At 74.2% G+C, this 17,751-nt stretch carries 12 protein-coding genes; 3 read left to right on the plus strand and 9 right to left on the minus strand.

The features are described from left to right. Positions 1 to 259, plus strand: a 259-nt coding sequence (locus ABZ562_RS25030) for a hypothetical protein (RefSeq protein ID WP_361483728.1), incomplete at its 5' end; no start/stop codon positions are given. Between the two features lie 80 nt (positions 260 to 339). Beyond that, on the plus strand, positions 340 to 2,373 hold the full coding sequence (locus ABZ562_RS25035; protein WP_361483914.1) for a fructose-specific PTS transporter subunit EIIC: 2,034 nt from the start codon (positions 340 to 342) through the stop codon (positions 2,371 to 2,373). A 704-nt stretch (positions 2,374 to 3,077) separates the two neighbouring features. On the opposite strand, the gene ABZ562_RS25040 is transcribed toward ABZ562_RS25035, so the two are convergent. The 7 genes from ABZ562_RS25040 to ABZ562_RS25070 all read right to left on the minus strand — a co-directional run bounded on the left by ABZ562_RS25040 (position 3,078) and on the right by ABZ562_RS25070 (position 11,360). After that, positions 3,078 to 3,998 carry a cation diffusion facilitator family transporter gene (locus ABZ562_RS25040; RefSeq protein ID WP_361483730.1) on the minus strand — a complete coding sequence of 307 codons (921 nt, stop codon included), beginning with the start codon at positions 3,996 to 3,998 and terminating at the stop codon, positions 3,078 to 3,080. A gap of 96 nt (positions 3,999 to 4,094) precedes the next feature. Next, a complete protein-coding gene (gene manA / locus ABZ562_RS25045) occupies positions 4,095 to 5,288 on the minus strand; it encodes a mannose-6-phosphate isomerase, class I (protein ID WP_361483732.1) in 1,194 nt (397 codons plus the stop codon). 76 nt (positions 5,289 to 5,364) lie between these two features. Further along, on the minus strand, positions 5,365 to 6,699 hold the full coding sequence (locus ABZ562_RS25050; RefSeq protein WP_361483734.1) for an SIS domain-containing protein: 1,335 nt from the start codon (positions 6,697 to 6,699) through the stop codon (positions 5,365 to 5,367). Between the two features lie 86 nt (positions 6,700 to 6,785). After that, positions 6,786 to 6,971, minus strand: a complete 186-nt coding sequence (locus tag ABZ562_RS25055) for a Trm112 family protein (protein ID WP_055557649.1) — start codon at positions 6,969 to 6,971, stop codon at positions 6,786 to 6,788. Between the two features lie 633 nt (positions 6,972 to 7,604). Next, complete coding sequence (locus ABZ562_RS25060) at positions 7,605 to 8,969, minus strand: phosphomannomutase/phosphoglucomutase (RefSeq protein ID WP_361483916.1); 1,365 nt, start codon at positions 8,967 to 8,969, stop codon at positions 7,605 to 7,607. 112 nt (positions 8,970 to 9,081) lie between these two features. Continuing rightward, positions 9,082 to 10,698: an L-lactate permease gene (locus ABZ562_RS25065; protein ID WP_361483736.1), complete on the minus strand. Its 1,617-nt coding sequence runs from the start codon at positions 10,696 to 10,698 to the stop codon at positions 9,082 to 9,084. 200 nt (positions 10,699 to 10,898) lie between these two features. After that, complete coding sequence (locus ABZ562_RS25070) at positions 10,899 to 11,360, minus strand: DUF3499 domain-containing protein (protein WP_361483738.1); 462 nt, start codon at positions 11,358 to 11,360, stop codon at positions 10,899 to 10,901. Positions 11,361 to 11,700: 340 nt separating this feature from the next. On the opposite strand from ABZ562_RS25070, the gene ABZ562_RS25075 reads away from it, so the two are divergent. Further along, a complete protein-coding gene (locus ABZ562_RS25075) occupies positions 11,701 to 12,144 on the plus strand; it encodes a metallopeptidase family protein (RefSeq protein WP_361483918.1) in 444 nt (147 codons plus the stop codon). A 32-nt stretch (positions 12,145 to 12,176) separates the two neighbouring features. On the opposite strand, the gene ABZ562_RS25080 is transcribed toward ABZ562_RS25075, so the two are convergent. Both ABZ562_RS25080 and ABZ562_RS25085 read right to left on the minus strand, forming a co-directional pair. Then, entirely contained in the window at positions 12,177 to 13,709 is a 1,533-nt protein-coding gene (locus ABZ562_RS25080) for a DUF5719 family protein (protein WP_361483740.1), read from the minus strand. Beyond that, the gene (locus ABZ562_RS25085) at positions 13,706 to 17,587 is read right to left on the minus strand and encodes a glycosyltransferase family 2 protein (RefSeq protein ID WP_361483742.1); all 3,882 of its coding nucleotides are present in this window, start codon (positions 17,585 to 17,587) and stop codon (positions 13,706 to 13,708) included. Before ABZ562_RS25085 ends, ABZ562_RS25080 begins: the two co-directional genes overlap by 4 nt. Between the last annotated feature and the right edge of the window lie 164 nt (positions 17,588 to 17,751).

Below are 17,751 nucleotides of genomic sequence, written 5' to 3' on the forward strand. Positions count from 1 at the left end.
GGACCGGATGGCCGATCCGCTGGGCGAGTCGCTCGGCCAGGCCGGGAAGGTGCTGGTCGAGCTCCGAGATCTCCAGGACGACGGGGGCATGATCCACAAGACACCCCCTGAGCGCGGGGCGGACCGCTTTGATCCCGTCCACGGGTATTGCAGGATGCCGCTGGCACGGGGACGCTTGCACATTCCCGCGCTGCTCGGCGTGTTGACAACGCTGTCGACGCTGCCGGGGAAGCTGATCCTGACAAGGAGAACCACGTGACCAGTCCAGCCGATCCCCCCAACGGTGCGGGGGCCAGCGGCAGTGCGGAGACCGGCGGGCCGGGGCTCAAACTGCTCGCGGTGACCGCCTGCCCCACGGGCATCGCCCACACCTACATGGCCGCCGAGAAGCTGGCGCAGGCCGCGGAATCGCGCGGTCATCGCATGAAGGTGGAAACCCAGGGCTCGATCGGGGCCGAGAACGTGTTGTCTGACAACGATGTCAGCGAGGCGGACGGCATCATCATCGCCGCCGACAAGGACGTCGACCGCAGCCGGTTCGTGGGCAAGAAGGTGCTCGTCGTCGGGGTGGCCGAGGGGATCCACCAACCGGAGCGGCTGATCGAGCGGGTGCGGAACGCGCCGGTGTACGGGGGCGATGGCCGGGGTGACGGCGGCGCGGCGGGTGGTGGTGCCGGTGGCGGCGGCGGTGGTGGTGGTGACCGTGAGGGTGGTCGTACGGGGCGCGGCGTCACCTATAAGGCGCTCATGAACGGCGTCTCGTACATGATCCCGTTCGTGGTGGTCGGCGGTCTGCTGATCGCCGTCTCGCTCGCGCTGGGCGGCGATACGACGTCCAAGGGGATCGTCATCCCCGACGACTCCTTCTGGAAGACCGTCAACGACATCGGCACCATCGGCTTCCAGCTGATGATCCCCGCCCTGTCCGGCTACATCGCGTACGCCATCGCCGACCGGCCCGGGCTGGTGCCCGGCATGGTCGGCGGCTGGATCGCGGCCCATGGCGAGCTGTACGACAGCGAGGCGGGCGCCGGGTTCATCGGGGCGATCGTCACCGGCTTCCTGGCCGGGTATCTGGTGCAGGCGATCAAGAAGGTCCGGGTACCGAAGTTCGTCCAGCCGATCATGCCGATCATCGTGATCCCGATCGTGGCGACCTCGGCGCTCGGCCTCTTCTTCATCTACGTCCTCGGCCGGCCCATCGCGTGGGTCTTCGAGAACCTCACCGACTGGCTCGGCGGGCTGACCGGGACCAGTGCGGCGCTGCTCGGCATCATCCTCGGGCTGATGATCGCGTTCGACATGGGCGGACCGGTCAACAAGACGGCGTTCCTCTTCGGTGCCGGGCTGGTGTCCAAGAACCCCGAGGTCATGGGCGCGTGCGCGGCGGCCATTCCGGTGCCGCCGCTGGGGCAGGGGCTGGCCACGCTGATCCGTCGCCGGATGTTCGACGATCAGGAGCGCGAGACGGGGCTCGCCGCCCTCTTCATGGGCTTCTTCGGCATCACGGAGGGCGCGATTCCGTTCGCCGCGGCGCGGCCCGCGATGGTGATCCCCGCGAACATGCTCGGCGGTGCGGTGGCCGGGGCCATAGCCGGGCTGGCTTCGGTCGAGGACAGCGTGCCGCACGGGGGGCCCATCGTGGCGGTGCTCGGTGCGGTGGGTGGCGTGCCGATGTTCTTCGTGGCGGTGGTGGTCGGTACGGCCGTCACGGCGGTGGCTACGGTCGGGCTGATGTCGATGGGGCGGGTGAGGGCTTCGGTTTCGGCTTCGGCTTCCGTTGGTGTGGCCGAGCCGGTGCTGGTGGGGAGTGGTGTCGGTGGTGCGGGCGGCGTCTCGGGGGCTTCGTCGGGGGCCGTGCCTGCCGCTCGTACCGCTGGCGCGGAGCCCGCGGAGTCCGCGGAGTCCGTCGAGGATTCGGTGCTGTCCGGGTATCTGACCGAGCAGACCGTCAAGGAGCGGCTGACCGCCGACCGCAAGGACGATGCCATCCGCGAGATGGCCGAACTCCTGGGCGCGAGCGGCAAGGTCGCGGACGCCGCGGAACTGGTGCGGGCCGCGTTCGCCCGCGAGGAGGAGGGCACGACCGGTCTCGGCGAGGAGATCGCCATCCCGCACGCCAAGACGGACGCCGTGACCGCGCCGGTCGTCGGCTTCGCCCGGTCCACCGAGGGCATCGAATGGGGCGCGCCGGACGGTACGAAGGCCCGGCTGATCTTCATGATCGCGGTGCCGGAGGCCGCGGCGGGGGATGAGCACCTGCGGATTCTGGCGCTGCTGTCGCGGAGGCTGATGGTTCCGGAGTTCCGGGAGCGGTTGGTGGGGGCGGGGGATGTGGGGGCGATCTTGCGGGTGTTGGGCGAGATCGCGTAGGTGGTGGACGACGGTGGGTTGTTCTCCACCCCGCCCCTTCCCGAATCCGGGGCGCAACCCCGGCCCCCGCCGGGGCTGCGCCCCCGGCCCCCGCTGCGCCGCTGCGCCTGCGGCCCGGGGGCGCGTCGCCTGGCAGTTGCGCCCCGGCCCCACGCCGGTGCAGCGGGCCGACTCCGCGCGGGCCGTGCCGGCCTGTCCCCGCGGGGCCCCGCGCCCCCGGACCGGGGCTTGCGCTCCTGGGCGGGTTGCTGGCCGGGGCCTGCGGCCGGGGTACGCCACTGGGCCCGCCCCGGGGTGCGCGCCGTGCCGGGCTGTCGCCCTAAGGCCTCCGGGGCGCCGTTACAGCCCCGGGGCAGTCGCTGGCTGGGATCTGCGGCCCGCCGCGCCGGCGCAGCAGGCCCACTTCCCGCTCGCCGTACCTGGCTGGGGGCTACCGCGCCTGGGGCCGGCCGCGGTACTCCCCTTCGGTCCCGGCCCGGTTGCGCCGCCGGGCCCGCGCTGGTGGGCGCCGTATCGGGCTGTGCCCCTGAGGCCCCGTCCCCCCGGCCCCGGGATCGCGCCGCCGGGGCCGCCCCCGGGTAGCTGCGCCCCAGCCGGGCGCCAGTGCAGCAGCCACCCCACGCCGTACCCGGCTTGCGGGGGGTGGGGTGGGTGGACGCGCGATCGCCCCGGGCGGGGAGGCTCGGGGCGATCGGGGTGGGGGCTCAGGCCGCGGAGGTCCGGAGGATGTCCGGCTCCAGGTAGATGACTCGGGCGATCGGGACCGCCGCGCGGATGCGGGCTTCCGCTGCGTCGATCGCGCGGGCGACGTCGGCCGCGCTGTCGTCGTGCTGGACCGCGATCTTGGCGGCGACCAGGAGTTCCTCGGGGCCCAGGTGGAGGGTGCGCATGTGGATCAGGCCGGTGACGGTCTCACCGTCGACGACCGCCGCGCGGATCTTGGCGACCTGGTCGACGTCGGCCGCCTCGCCCAGCAGGAGGGACTTCGTCTCGGCCGCGAGGACGAGGGCGATCAGGACCAGCAGGGCACCGATGCACATGGTGCCGATGCCGTCCCAGATGCCGTCGCCGGTCAGGAGGGAGAGGCCGACGCCGCCGAGGGCGAGGACGAGGCCGACCAGGGCGCCGAGGTCCTCCAGGAGGACGACCGGCAGCTCGGGGGCCTTGGCGCGGCGGACGAACTGGGCCCAGGTCAGCTTGCCGCGGGTCTCGTTGGACTCCTTGACGGCCGTACGGAACGAGAAGCCCTCCGCGATGATCGCGAAGAGGAGCACGCCCACCGGCCAGTACCAGGCCTCCAGGTCGTGCGGGTGCTTGATCTTTTCGTAGCCCTCGTACAGCGCGAAGACGCCACCGATGGTGAACAGCACGATGGAGACGAGGAAGCCGTAGATGTAGCGCTCGCGGCCGTAGCCGAAGGGGTGCTCGGGGGTCGCGGCGCGCTTGGCCTGTTTGCCGCCGAGGAGCAGCAGTCCCTGGTTGCCCGAGTCGGCGAGCGAGTGCACGCCTTCGGCGAGCATCGACGACGAGCCGCTGAAGGCGAACGCCACGAACTTGGCTGCGGCGATGGCCAAGTTGGCGCCCAGTGCGGCAACAATCGCCTTGGTTCCGCCTGATGCACTCATATGTGCCGAATGTCCCTTCCAGCTCATGGCAGTTTTGCTTGAGCTTTACTGCCGTTACGGCGGGCCATTGTTCCAGCCCTCCGTGGGAGCCTGACGTCAGGCGGTCAGTGTGGCCCTGAACACAGTGCCGTCGCCGGTCGCGGTGACCTCCTCGCCCGCCCTGACGAAGGCCGATTCGCCCCGGGACAGACGGAGTTCACCGTCACCGCGGAGCGAAACCTCGCCCGCGGCGCACAGCAGGATCTGCGGGCCCGAGGAGGGCAGCCGGCGCGGTGCGGCGCCTTCCGCCAGGACGTACCGGGAGAGCCGGAACTCGTCGATGGGGGTGGAGTACAGCTCCTCGCCGGAGGCGTCCGCCTCGGGGCGCAGGACCGCCGGGGCGTCGCTCTCGAAGCGGACGACGCGGAGCAGTTCGGGGACGTCGACGTGCTTGGGGGTCAGACCGCAGCGCAGCACGTTGTCGGAGTTGGCCATGATCTCGACGCCGAGGCCGTCGAGGTAGGCGTGCGGGACGCCCGCGCCCAGGTACAGCGCCTCGCCGGGCTGCAGCGTCACGAAGTTGAGCAGCATCGCGGCGATCACGCCGGGGTCGCCCGGGTAGTGCCGGGCTATGGCCGCGTACGCCGCGTACGCCGGGGCGTGCGGGCCGTCCAGCGCGCCCAGCCGTTCGGCGGCGGCCGCGGCCCGGTGCACGGTGTCGGCGATCGCCTCGCGGTCGGCGGTCAGGACGGCCGTCAGCACCTCGCGCAGGGCGTGCGACTCGGGGTGGGCGTGCAGGATGTCGACGTACGGCTTGAGCGAGTCGACCTCGAGGGCGGCCAGCAGCGCGGCGGCCTCGTCGGGGTCGCGGAAGCCGCACAGCCCGTCGAACGGCGTGAGGGCGCAGATCAGCTCGGGCTTGTGGTTGGCGTCCTTGTAGTTGCGGTGCGGGGCGTCCAGCGGAACGCCGCGGGCCTCCTCGTCCGCGAAGCCCTCCTTCGCCTGCGCGAGGTCCGGGTGCACCTGGAGGGAGAGCGGCGAGGCCGCGGCGAGCACCTTGAGCAGGAACGGGAGCCGCGGCCCGAAGGCCCGTACGGCGCCCGCGCCCAGCTCGCGCTCCGGATCGGCCGCGATCACGTCGGACAGCGCGGCGGGGCCCTCGCCCCGGTCGAGGCGGGACGGCGCCCCGGGGTGTGCCCCCATCCACATCTCGGCCTGCGGTTCGCCGGTCGGTTCGACGCCCAGCAGCTCGGGGATGGCGGTGAGGGAGCCCCAGGCGTAGGGGCGCACGGTGTTGACGAGGCGGTCCATGCGGTGCGGTTCCTGACTGTCCGGGCGAAGGGGTGCCGATGTCCGGCGCGGGCCGTTCACGGCCTCGCGTACGGACTCAAGTTCTATCCGCCGAAGCAAGCGCGAGGTAAACGGCGGCGAAATCCGTGATGGCGAGAAGTTCGGCCGCGCGCTCCAGCGGGCTCCCCTCGTCCGGTTCCAGCTCGCTGAACGCCGTTTCGTGCGCGAGCGCGAGTTCGCGGGCCGACGGGACGGCCGAGACGGGGCCCACCGGCTCGTCGTGCAGCAGCACGATCCGGGCGCGCAGCGCCTCCGGTTCCTCCACCCGGTCACGGAAGAAGTCATCCGGGTCGGCCCCGCCCGCGAACGACCCCGCCAGCAGCGTGCCGTGCGCGGCCAGCGCGCCGGGCAGATCGGCGGCGAGCGCCGGGCGCCCGGCGAGCGTCGCGAGCAGCCCCGCGAAACGCCGTCCGGTCGCGGCGGCCACCGGGCCCTCGGTCCACAGCAGCGGCAGCGACCCGGCCAGCTCGGCCGCGAGCGTCTTGGCGGGGTTGGTGTACGTGGCGATGGCCGGCCCGCACCGCTCGGCGACCCGGTCCAGCCGGTCGGCCACCTGCTGCAGCGCGGCGGGCGGCGCGGCGACCAGGCCGATCCGGTCGACGAGCATGAGCAGCGGGGTGAGCAGCGCCCACAGCGTGCCGGGCAGGGCGGGGCCGGTGACCTCGTCCGGTGCGGTGCCGGGCGGCTCTATGTGCGGCGGGGTGGTGTGGCGCGCCTGCGCCCCGGAGGGGGCGGGCTCGTCCAGGGCGCCCTCGGGGTGCGTCTCGGGGTGGACCTCGGGGTGCGCGGTTCCGGGGTGCGCGGTCCCGGGGGCAGGGGCCGCTTCGTCCGGGCGGGCGGTCGCGTACGGCGAGGGGCCGCTGCCGGGCGGGTCGTACGCGGACGTGGCCATCGGCACCATCAGGCCGCGTGCCTGCGCCACCGCGCCCGCCAGGGGCGAGTGCCCCGGGGCCACCGCGACCAGCGCGCAGCCCCGGCGGTACGCCTGCTCCACGAGGCGTGGCAGCCCCGGCTCCGTACCGTCCGGCGTCGCGATGACCAGCAGGTCCAGTGGGCCCACCCAGCCGGGCAGCGTCCAGCGCAGGGCGCCGGGGGCGGGGGCGACGCCGGTGGGGCCGATCAGGCTCACCGGGATGTTGCCGCCGCTGAGCGCGCCGAGGAGATCCGCGGTGCAGCTTCCCGCCGCGCCCGGGCCCGCGACCAGGACGGCGCGGGGGCGTCCGTCCGGTTTGAGGTCCGCGACGCCCGCCTCGGCGGCGTGGCGGGCGGCCGTACGGACCCTGGCGCCGGATTCGGCGGCCCCGCGCAGCAGCCCGCGGGTATCGGCCCGGGCAAGGGCCTCGGGGGCGTCGAGGAGGGATTCGTCGAGCATGGAGCTACGGCCTCCGATCGCCGTGGGCGGGATGCGGCGTACGTCCGTCGGGCCTCGGGCCTTGGGCCCTGGGCCCTGGGCCCTTGTCAGGCCGGGCGGCGTGCCTCGTCGACGAGCAGGACCGGGATGCCGTCGCGGACGGGGTACGCGAGACCGCATCCCTTGCCGTCCGTGCACACCAGCTCGGGGGTCTCCTCGGCCTCCTCCTCGCGGAGCGGGGCGTGGCACGCCGGGCAGGCGAGGATCTCCAGAAGACCGGCTTCGAGCGGCATGGGCTGTCCCTTCGGATGTGGTCCAGCCGGACGTGGGTCCGGCGTGGTCAGCGTACCGCCGGGGCCGCCCCGTGCGCGGCCGGTGGCCGCCCCGTCCCCGTCCCCGGGGCTCGCCCCGGGGGCCCGTTGGGCGCGGGGTGTGGCCGCCGTTGGGGCTGAGCGGGGGCCGTTTTCCCCACCCCGCCCCTTCCCGAAACCGAGGGCTCCGTCCCCGGCCCCCGCAGGGGCTCCGCCCCGGACCCCGCTCCTCAATCGCCGGAGGGGCTGGAGGTGGGGCATCTCCGCCACCGGCCCGCTCCTCAGACGCCGAAGGGGCCGGGAGGGACTGGAAGGGGCGCCCGGAGGGGCTGGGGGTAGGGCACCTCCGCCCCGGACCCCTCTCCTCAGCCCCCGGAGGGGCCGGGAGGGGCGCCCGGAGGGGTGGAGATGGGGCATCTCCACCCCGGCCCCCCTCCTCAGACGCCGAAGGGGCCGGGAGGGGTGCCCGGAGGGGCTGGGGTGGGGCGTGCCCTGCCCCAGCCCGTGCGCTCCTGGTGTGGGCCATCAGCTGGGGCGGGCGGGGCCCCACGCCGGCTGCCGGTCCGGGTCCGGGAGCGGGCATCTGGGGCCCCGGCGCACCGGGCCGGGCCGGGGCTAGGCGCGGACCTGGGCCAGGACCTCGTCGCGGACGCGGTCGGCGGTCTGACGGTCGCGGGCTTCTACGTTCAGGCGCAGCAGCGGCTCGGTGTTGGAGGGGCGGAGGTTGAACCACCAGTCGGCGCTGGTGATCGTCAGGCCGTCCAGCTCGTCCAGTTCGATGCCCTCGTCCTTGCGGCCCTCGTACGCGGCCTTGACGGCCTCCATGCGGCCGGTCTGGTCGGCGACGGTGCTGTTGATCTCGCCGGAGGCGGCGTAGCGGTCGTAACTCTCGACCAGGTGCGACAGGGGCTGCTGCTGGCCGCCGAGGGCGGCCAGGACGTGGAGGGCGGCGAGCATGCCGGTGTCGGCGTTCCAGAAGTCGCGGAAGTAGTAGTGCGCGGAGTGCTCGCCGCCGAAGATGGCGCCGGTGCGGGCCATCTCGGCCTTGATGAAGGAGTGGCCGACGCGGGTGCGGATGGGGGTGCCGCCGTTCTCCTTGACGACCTCGGGGACGGACCAGGAGGTGATGCAGTTGTGGATGATCGTCCCGCCCGGGTGCTTGGCCAGTTCGCGGGCGGCGACCAGGGCGGTGATCGCGGAGGGGGCCACCGGCTCGCCGCGCTCGTCGACGACGAAGCAGCGGTCGGCGTCGCCGTCGAAGGCGAGGCCGAGGTCGGCGCCGGTCTCGCGGACACGGGCCTGGAGGTCGACGATGTTCTTGGGGTCGAGCGGGTTGGCCTCGTGGTGGGGGAAGGTGCCGTCCAGCTCGAAGTAGAGGGCGTCCAGCTCCAGGGGGAGGCCGTCGAAGACGGTGGGGACGGTGTGGCCGCCCATGCCGTTGCCCGCGTCCACGACGACCTTCAGCGGCCGGATGGCGGTGAGGTCCACGAGGGAGCGCAGATGGGCGGCGTAGTCGGTGAGGACGTCGCGCTGGGTGATGGTGCCGGGGTCGGCGGCGGGCTCGGGGGCGCCGGTCTCGGCCCACTCCTCCACCAGGGCGCGGATGTCGGCGAGGCCGGTGTCCTGGCCGACGGGCGCGGCACCGGCCCGGCACATCTTGATGCCGTTGTACTGGGCGGGGTTGTGGCTGGCCGTGAACATCGCGCCGGGCAGGTCGAGATGGCCGCTGGCGAAGTAGAGCTGGTCGGTCGAGCAGAGGCCGATCTCGGTGACGTCCACCCCGAGGGAGGCGGCCCCGCGGGCGAAGGCGCGCGACAGGCCCGGCGAGGAGGGGCGCATGTCATGGCCGACGACGAGGGCGGCCGCGCCGGTCACCCGGGCGAAGGCGGCGCCGAACAGCTCGGAGAGCGGTTCGTCCCACTGGTCCGGGACCACACCACGGACGTCGTACGCCTTCACGATCTGCGACAAGTCGGGCACAGCCAACCCCTTCTCGAGGTCCTTCTTGGAGGTCTCCACGGATCTCAAAACCTACCCCTCGGGGCTGGGCCGCAACTGTGAGGGCCGTCGCGCGCGGCGCGCGTCGTTCGGGTTACGGCAGCATCCAGCCGAGCAGGAAGGACGACTGCGCGACGACGATCAGGCACATCAACAGCAGCAGTCCCAGACTCCACGGCAGCACCTTGCGCAGCAGATCCCCCTCGCGCCCCTTGAGGCCCACCGCGGCGCACGCGATGGTGAGGTTCTGCGGGGAGATCATCTTGCCGAGGACGCCGCCCGAGCTGTTGGCGGCGGCGAGCAGGTCGGGCGAGAGCCCGGACTCGCGGGCGGCGGTGACCTGGAGGGCGCCGAAGAGGGCGTTGGCTGAGGTGTCCGAGCCGGAGACGGCGACGCCGAACCAGCCGAGCACCGGGGAGAGGAAGGCGAGTCCGGCGCCGGCCGCGGCGACGAAGTGGCCGATGGTGGCGGCCTGTCCGGAGAGGTTCATGACGTAGGCGAGGGCGAGCACCGAGGTGACCGTGAGGATCGCGTGGCGCAGTTCGCGCACGGTGGCCGCCCACTCCCCCAGGGCGTCGCGCGCGGCGACCCGCAGGACGGCGGCGGTGGCGATCCCCGCGAGCAGGACGAGGGTTCCGCCGGTGGCGACCAGGGGCAGCGCGAAGAGATTGCCCCCGACCGGCTTCCCGTCGGGGGCGGCGACGTCCAGGAAGGGCCAGTCGATGGTGCGGGTGGCCTTGGCCAACAGGTCCTTGACCGGGCCGATCTGGGCGAGGGAGAAGATCGCGACGATGAGCGCGTACGGGGCGTAGGCGCGCAGCACCTCGGTGCGCGGGTCCGCGTGGTCCAGGTCGTCGCTGCGCACGCCGGTGAGGACGGCGGCGCGCACCGGCTCCTCGGCGGGCCGCCGGGCGGACGGTACGGCGACGAGCGCGGCGGCGCCGATGAGCGCGGCGGCGATGTCGGCGAGCTGGACGGAGAGGTAGTTGGAGACGGTGAACTGGGCGACGGCGAAGGCGGTTCCGCAGGCGAGCGCCGGGGCCCAGGTCTCGCGCAGCCCGCGCCGCCCGTCGACCAGCGCGACCAGCAGCAAGGGGACGGCGAGGGCGAGCAGCGGGGTCTGCCGTCCGACGACGGAGGCGACGGAGTCCAGCGGCAGCCCGGTGACTTGAGCGAGCGTCACCACGGGGGTGGCCATGGCGCCGAAGGCGACGGGCGCGGTGTTGGCGACGAGCGCGACGACGGCGGCCCGCACCGGGTCGAAGCCGAGCGCGACGAGCATGACCGCGCAGATGGCCACCGGGGCGCCGAATCCGGCCAGCGCCTCCAGCAGCGCCCCGAAGCAGAAGGCGATGACCAGGGCCTGGACGCGGGGGTCGTCGGAGAGCCGCCCGAACGAGCGGCGCAGGACGTCGAAATGGTCGGTGCGGACCGTCATCCGGTACACCCACAGGGCGTTGACGACGATCCACATGATGGGGAAGAGACCGAACAGCGCGCCCTGTGCGGCGCTGGAGAGGGTCTGGCCGATGGGCATCCCGTACGGGAGCCAGGCGACGAGGACGGCGACGGCGAGGCCCAGGGGCCCCGCGTAGTGGGCGCGCATCCGCACCCCGCCGAGCAGGGCGAGGACGGTGAGGAGGGGGAGGGTGGCGACGAGGGCGGAGAGGGTCAGTGAATCGGCGACGGGCTCCAGCTGCTGCACGAACACACGGGCCTCCCGGCGTGGGGGACGGCATTCCCGGCCGTATCCGACGGAAGTTCGCATCCGTGATGCGGAAACGGAGGACTCGGGGTCCACGCATGGTCAGGTCCGTGGCGAGTTCGCGTCAATGCTTGGGAACGAAGTGATCGACTGGCGCCGGGAATTGCCCGCTCGACGGCGGGATTCTCACGCTTCCGCGGGAACGGTCAGGATTCCGGTGAGCGCAGGACGCGCAGATGGCCGCGGCGCGCGACCTCCCGGGGGTCGGCCTCCCGGCCGCTCTGCCCGCCCCCGCCCGGGGAACCGGGCGCCCCGGGGCCGCCTCCGGCACCGGCCGCACGCTCCTGCGGGCGGGCCGCCTCGCGCACCGCGTTGGCCAGGGCTTCCAGATCGTCGCTGCTCGGCCGGGCCGGACCGGTGTCGACGGCCAGCCGCACGACCTCCCAGCCGCGCGGGGCGGTCAGCCGCTCCGAGTGCTCCGAGCACAAGTCGTAGCAGTGGGGCTCGGCGTAGGTGGCCAGGGGTCCGAGAACCGCGGTCGAGTCCGCGTAGACGTACGTCAGCGTCGCGACGGCGGGGCGGCCGCAGGCGGTGCGCGAACAGCGACGTACAGGGCTCACGACGTTGGACGGTACCGCACTCTTGAGCGGGCCGCGACGACTCTCCACCAGCTCACTCCGCCGTGTCGTCCCGGTTCGCCCCGTGCACCCGAAACGTGCACTTCCCGGCTGACCAGCGTGGACGCCGGGACGGCCGACAGCCGCCGAGGACGATTCCGGTCAGCAGTCGAACCGAGAGGGGTCACGCTGAGGCATGGAAGCGACCTAAGAGACGTCTGTTTATGGACGTAAGCATGGCCGGAATGTTCATTAAGTGACATTGGACATGGCTGTCCCGTAAGCACGTGCCGGGGCGGGGCGACGGCTACCCTCGTGAGTGATGACCAGGCCCGTACCCTCCGACCAGCCCGAGCCGCGCCCCCGCCGCCGCGACCGGCACGGCCGGGGCATGCGCGGTCCGATCGCGCCGCCCCAGGTGCCGCTGTCGGTCAGCCGCGCCGAGTCCTTCGTCGATCTCGTGCAGGACTCGGCGGAGCGGCTGGAGAGACGGTGGCCGCAGCTGTCGGGGGTCGACTTCACGGTGCTGGAGGTTCCGGTCACCGGGGTCGGCGGCGGCTCCGACGGACCGTCCGGGCACGGGCTCGACGGACCCCCGTCGCACGGCTCCGGCCTCACCGACGGATGGGACGGCGAGTCCGTACCGCTCGGGCGCTTCATCGCGGCCCGCGGCGACGCGCCCGACCGGATCGTGATCTACCGGCGCCCGGTGGAGATCCGTACGAAGAACCGGGACGAGCGCGCCCTGCTGGTGCACGAGGTCGTGGTCGAGCAGGTGGCGGAGCTGCTGGGGCTGGAACCGGAGTCGGTGGACCCGCGGTACGGGCAGGAGTAGGGGCGGGGGCGCCCCCACCCCGGCATCGCTCCCTAGCGGTTCAGGACGGACAGGTCCTGTGTCGCCCGCGGCACCTCCACCGTCCCCCGGTCGTCCGGGAGGGGCTGGATCGTGAAGGCCGGGACGCCGCCCCGCGGGAGGGACAGCATGCGGGAGGCGTGCACCGGGCCGCCCGAGAGCCGTTCCACGGTGACGGCGTACTGGCCCTTGGCGCCGGACGGCTTCGGCGGGGTGACGGACTTCGTGGTGCCCCCCTTGACCGTGTAGGTCTCACTGGCCTGGGTGCCGCCCCCGGTGCCCGCCGAGGCGGTGACGCGGACCTTCGCGGTGGCGCCCGGGGCGACCAGGGAGAGGGTGGAGCCCTTGGCACGGTTGTCGGCGGCGGTGGCGGAGCGTTCGATGGCGCCGGTGCCGGGGATGAACGCCGTCTCCTGGTCGCTCCCCTTGCCGCGGGTGACCTGCAGCCCGGCGATCACGGGGGTGGCCGGGCCCTCGCCGCCCTCGGGGCTGAGCAGCAGCGAGCCCGGTTCGCCCTTGGTGACGTCGCCGAGGTCGATCGCCGAGGTCATTCCGCTCTTGATGTGCAGCGACTCGTGTCCGGCCGGGGTGATCGAGCTGGTGGGCCCGGCGAGCCGCACCTTGAGGTCCGCGTCGTCGGCGCCGGGCGCGAAGACCACCAGGCGCGCCGAGGTGGCGTCGGCCGGTATGCCGGGGATCGCGACGCTCGTGGCGGGCGCGGCGGAGGCCGGGATCCAGTCGCCGCCGCGCTTCTCGTCGGCGGCCTGGACGGCGGCGCCGACCCGTCCGCTGCGGGCCGTCACATGGAGGGACACATCGGTGGCCCGCTGGTCGGTGAGGGTGGAGAGCAGCACCGGCACGGTGGACCGGCCCGGGACCGTGATCGACTCGTCGTCGCTCGTGGGCTTGAGGCGGCCGTTCGGGCCGAACAGCGTGAGGTCCACCTCGGCCGCCCGCTCGTCCGGGTTGGTCAGGTGGACGAAGTCCTGCCGGTCCTTGCCGGTGGACGCGCCGGGGAACCAGAAGTCGGTGTCCGGGGCGGTGCACGCGGTGCCCATGAGGCCGCGCCCGCTGCCCGCGTCGATCTCGGTGGTCTGCTGTACGGTCCAGCCGGGCGCGAGCGGGCCGTCGGCGGTGCCGATGAGCGCGGGGGCGCCCGAGCGGTCGGTGTCGGTGGTGACCGGCGTGCCGGGGCGCTTCAGCGGCAGGACGGGCTCGTTCTTGCCCTTCCCGCCCGTGGTGGCGCCGCCCTCCTCGTCCGGCACCCCGTCAGCGGCGCTGTCGGCGGGCAGCAGTTGGGCCGCTCCGCTGCCGCCGCCCGCACCGCCGCCGCTCCGCTTGGGGGTGTACGCGGTGTACGTCGTGCTGCTCACGTCGGAGGAACTGGGCGCCGGGCACAGCAGCGTGGAGCGCTGGACGGGCAGCCGGCCGGCGGCCTTGGCCGCCGTGCCCGCGTCGTCGGACGAGCCGCCGGTGAGGGAGGCCACGCCGGTGACGGCGGCCAGCGCCGTGGCCGCGCCGATCAGGGACAGGGTGGTGCGGTTCATCGCTGCTGATCGCTCCCGTCGCGGCGGCCCTCGGGGTCGTCGCCGTACGTCGTGTCGCCCTGGGCGGGGTACGTGCCGTCGGGGTAGGTGCCGTCCGGGTACGTGCCGCCGGGGTAGGGCCGCTGCTGGTCGTAGGCGTACGGATCGGCGTACTGACCGGCCTGACCGGCGGCGTACGGATCGGCGTACCCGCCACCCGCGTACGGGTCCGCCGGGTACGCGGCGGCGTCCTGGTACTGCCCCTGCGGGTACGGATAGCCGCCCTGGTACTGGTCGGCGGGGTACTGGTCGGCTGGGTACTGGTCGGCTGGGTACTGCCCGTATCCGGCGCCGGCGTACGGCTGCTGCGCGTCCCACTGCCCGTACGGCTGCTGCTGCGGCTGCTGGTCCGGCTGCTCCGGTACGAACGGCTCCGGGATGAACACCGGCGGCTCGGCGGGCGGTGCGGGCTGCGGGGCTGCGTCCGCCTCCGCGCCACCGCCGTCCGCCGGAGCCTCCCGCGGCGCCTCCGCGGCCTGCGCCGCCTCGGCGGCGGCCCGCAGCCGCCGCGCCCGGCGGCCGTCGCCCGCCAGGTCCTCGGCGGTGATGGCGGTGGCGGCGGCCGTGCCCTCCGCCTCCGGCAGGTCGTCGTCCACGTCGCGGCGGCGGCCCGGCAGCGCGAGCACCAGCAGGACGACCGCGAGCAGCCCCTGCGCCCAGACCCAGGCGGTGTGGGTGATGGGGGTGTCGTAGGTGAGGTCGAGCCGCCCGCCGTTCGCGGGGAGTTCGAAGCCCTGGGCCCAGCCGTCGAGGGTCTTCGGCGTCAGCGGCTTGCCGTCGAGGGTGGCCGTCCAGTCGTCGGTGGCCCGGTCGGCGAGCCGCAGCACGCGCCCGTCCGCGCCGTCCGGGATGGTGGTGTGCGCCTCGACCGGACCGGCCGCCACCGGCACCGGCGCGGCCGCCGTGCCCGCGGCGCCGCCGCTCTCGGAGCCGGGCGGGACGATGGAGACCCGGGAGACCCGCTGGTCCAGCCGCCACAGGGTGCCGTCGTCCTCCCTGCTGAGCTGGGTGAGGCCGGGCGTCGCGTTCAGCACGCGCGTCATGTCGCGCGAGGCGCCCTGCTGGACGTACACGTAGCGCACCGCGTAGGCGCCCAGCCGGGCGGTCTGGTCGGCGCCGGAGCCCGCGACCAGATGGGCCACGACGTCGTCGAGGCGGGTGTCGGCGCCGCCCGCTGCGGCGAGTTCGCCGTCGCCGAGCCGGGCGCCGGAGCCGCGCACCAGGGCGTAGTCGGTGCGGGAGTCGCCGCCGGTGAGCACCAGGGTGCGGGCCTGGTCCCGGGTGTCGCTCTCGGCCGCCACGAACGCCGGGACCTGGGAGGGGTCGCGCCGGGACAGCGGGCCGTCCGCGCCGCTGACCATCCAGGTGACGGCGGCGTACAGCGGGGCGGCGGCCGAGGCGACGGCGATGATCAGCGCGACGGGCTGGCGCCAGCCGAAGCTCTGCGCCGCCACGCGCTCCCGCGCGCCCTCGGCGCCGACCACGGCGGCGGTCAGCAGCGCCAGCCCGTAGACGAGGGTCGCCGGCCCGGCCCAGGCGGTGCCGTTGCCGATCGCCGCGAAGAGGAAGCCGGTGAGGGCCACGGCCCACGCCGTACGCACCGTCAGCTGCCGTTCGGCGCGCATCAGCGCGGCGAGCGCGGCCAGCACGAAGCCGATCAGCAGCAGCGTGCCGCCGCCCTTGGGGCCACCCGGGCTGAGCGCGAGCAGGTCCAGGGCGGACGCGGAGCCGCCGCCGCTGTCGAGTCCGGCCTCCTTCAGGAAGCGGACCGGATCGGTGAGCAGATCCACCGACCAGGGGGCGAGCACGAGGAGCGGGGTGAGGACGACGGCCAGGAAGCGCAGCCCGTACGCCACCAGCGGTTCGCCCTGCCGCCACCGCAGGACGAGCACACCGGCGGACAGCAGCAGCGCGATCGGCCAGACGACCGGGGTGAAGGCCATCGTGAACGTCAGCAGCAGGGCGTACGCCCACGCCGCGCGCCAGCTCGGCAGCCTGCCCTTCGTACCGCCCACGCGGAAGCCGCCCGCGGCCGCCGCCGCCCGCGCCATCAGCGGCAGCAGGACGGCCAGCACGGCGGTGCCCAGCCGCCCGCCCGCGAGCGCGCCGGTCGCGGCCGGGAGGAAGGCGTACGCGACGCTCCCCCACGCGCGCAGCAGCCGGGACTCGACGAGCGGCCGGGAGGCGAAGTACGCCGTGAAGCCGGCCAGCGGCACCGAGCAGACCAGCAGGAGGGTCAGGGTGAATCCGGTGCTGCCCAGGAAGACCGTGGCCAGCGCGGCGAGGGCGGCGAGATACGGCGGCGCGCTCTGGGTGCCGCCGGTGCCGACCGGGTGCCAGCCGTCGACGTAGCTCGCCCAGAGGTCGGAGACGTGTCCGGGGACGGGCAGCAGGTCGCCGCCCGCGAGCGCGCCGGTGCCCAGCAGCTCACGGCAGGCGACCAGCGAGACGAGCAGCAGCACGGCGAACAGCATCGGGCCCGGTTTGCGCGCGATCCGCTTGAGCCGTGCGAACTGCTCGATCTCCAGGAAGTCGGCGTCGTCGCCGGACGGCCCGGACTCGACGGCACCGTGCCGGCCGCCCGAGGACAGCTCGGGCTCCGACCGGCCGCCGATGTTGCTGGCGATCTGCTCGACGGTCGCCCGCACGGTCGCGCCGGAGGGCGGGAAGAGCGGCCGCAGCTCGCTCGCCTCGGTCGCCGGGCGGCCGCGCCGCTTGCGCGCGGCGCTGATCCTCCCGGGCCGCAGCAGCGTGCCCGACAGGCCCGTGACCTCGTCCAGCGCCTGGCCGGGCACCTTGCCCACCAGATAGGCGAGGGTGCGCAGCAGGGTGCCGAGGACGACCCGCAGCATCACATAGGGCAGCAGCGCGCCCCGGGTGTTGACCAGCAGGGTGTAGACGGCACCGGCCTTGTCGACGCGGTGTGGGCTGGCCACCGAGCGGCCCACGCAGTCGATGGGGCGCCGCTCGCGCGCCGACGCCTCGGCGTGCCGCAGGGAGGCGTCCGGCGCGATCAGCACCTGGTGCCCGGCGGCGTGGGCGCGCCAGCACAGGTCGACGTCGTCCCGCATGAGCGGCAGCCGGGGGTCGAAGCCGCCCAGCTCCTCCCATACGTCACGGCGCACCAGCATGCCCGCGGTGGAGACCGACAGCACCGGCCGCACCTGGTCGTGCTGGCCCTGGTCCTGTTCGCGCCGCTCCAGACCGGTCCAGCGGCGGCCGCTGCGGGCGATGCTGACGCCCACTTCGAGCAGCTGCTTACCGTCGTACCAGCCGCGCAGCTTGGGGCCGATGATCGCGGCCTCGCGGCCCGCCAGCTGCTCGGCGTCGGCGACCCGCAGCAGCTCGTGGAGCGCGTCCGGGGCGGGCGCGCAGTCGTCGTGCAGCAGCCACAGCCACTGGACGGGCTCGCCGTGCGGCAGCTCCGGCATGTCGTACGCGTCGTCGCGCCAGGCACGGTTGACGGGATCCCAGCCGCTGGGGCGCTTGAGGTACGGCAGCTCCTCGGGGCCCAGCACCGGGGCGCCGCGGACGGCCTCGGCGACGGCCGTACCGAAGCCGCTGCGGCGCGCCAGGTGCAGGACCCGGTCCTCGCCGAGGGCTTCGGTCAGCAGCCGGGCCGATTCGTCGGCGCTGCCGGTGTCGGCGGCGACGACGCTCTGCACGGGCCGCTCCTGGCCGAGCAGGCCGGTGAGCGCGTCGGGCAGCCAGCGGGCGCCGTCGTGGGCGACCAGCACGGCGGTGACGACGTGGCGCGGGAACTCAGGTGCCGGTTGCGCGGCGGCAAATCCGGCGGAGGCGGCCGGGTATGGGGCCGCCGAGTGGCTGTGCACGGACATCGAGGTACGGGCCCCGGTTCGCTGGACTGCGGTGGACGAGCCCGCCCCAGGGGGACGTTGGCGCGCCTCGGACGGGCCCCCACACTAACGGCTGCGTACCCGGCCGTCCCCCCACCCGTCGCCCGACCGCCGCCCCCCAAAGGGAAGCTTCGCGCGTAGCCGGC

The organism is Streptomyces sp. NPDC019937 (assembly GCF_040631655.1).
Taxonomy (GTDB): Bacteria; Actinomycetota; Actinomycetes; order Streptomycetales; family Streptomycetaceae; genus Streptomyces.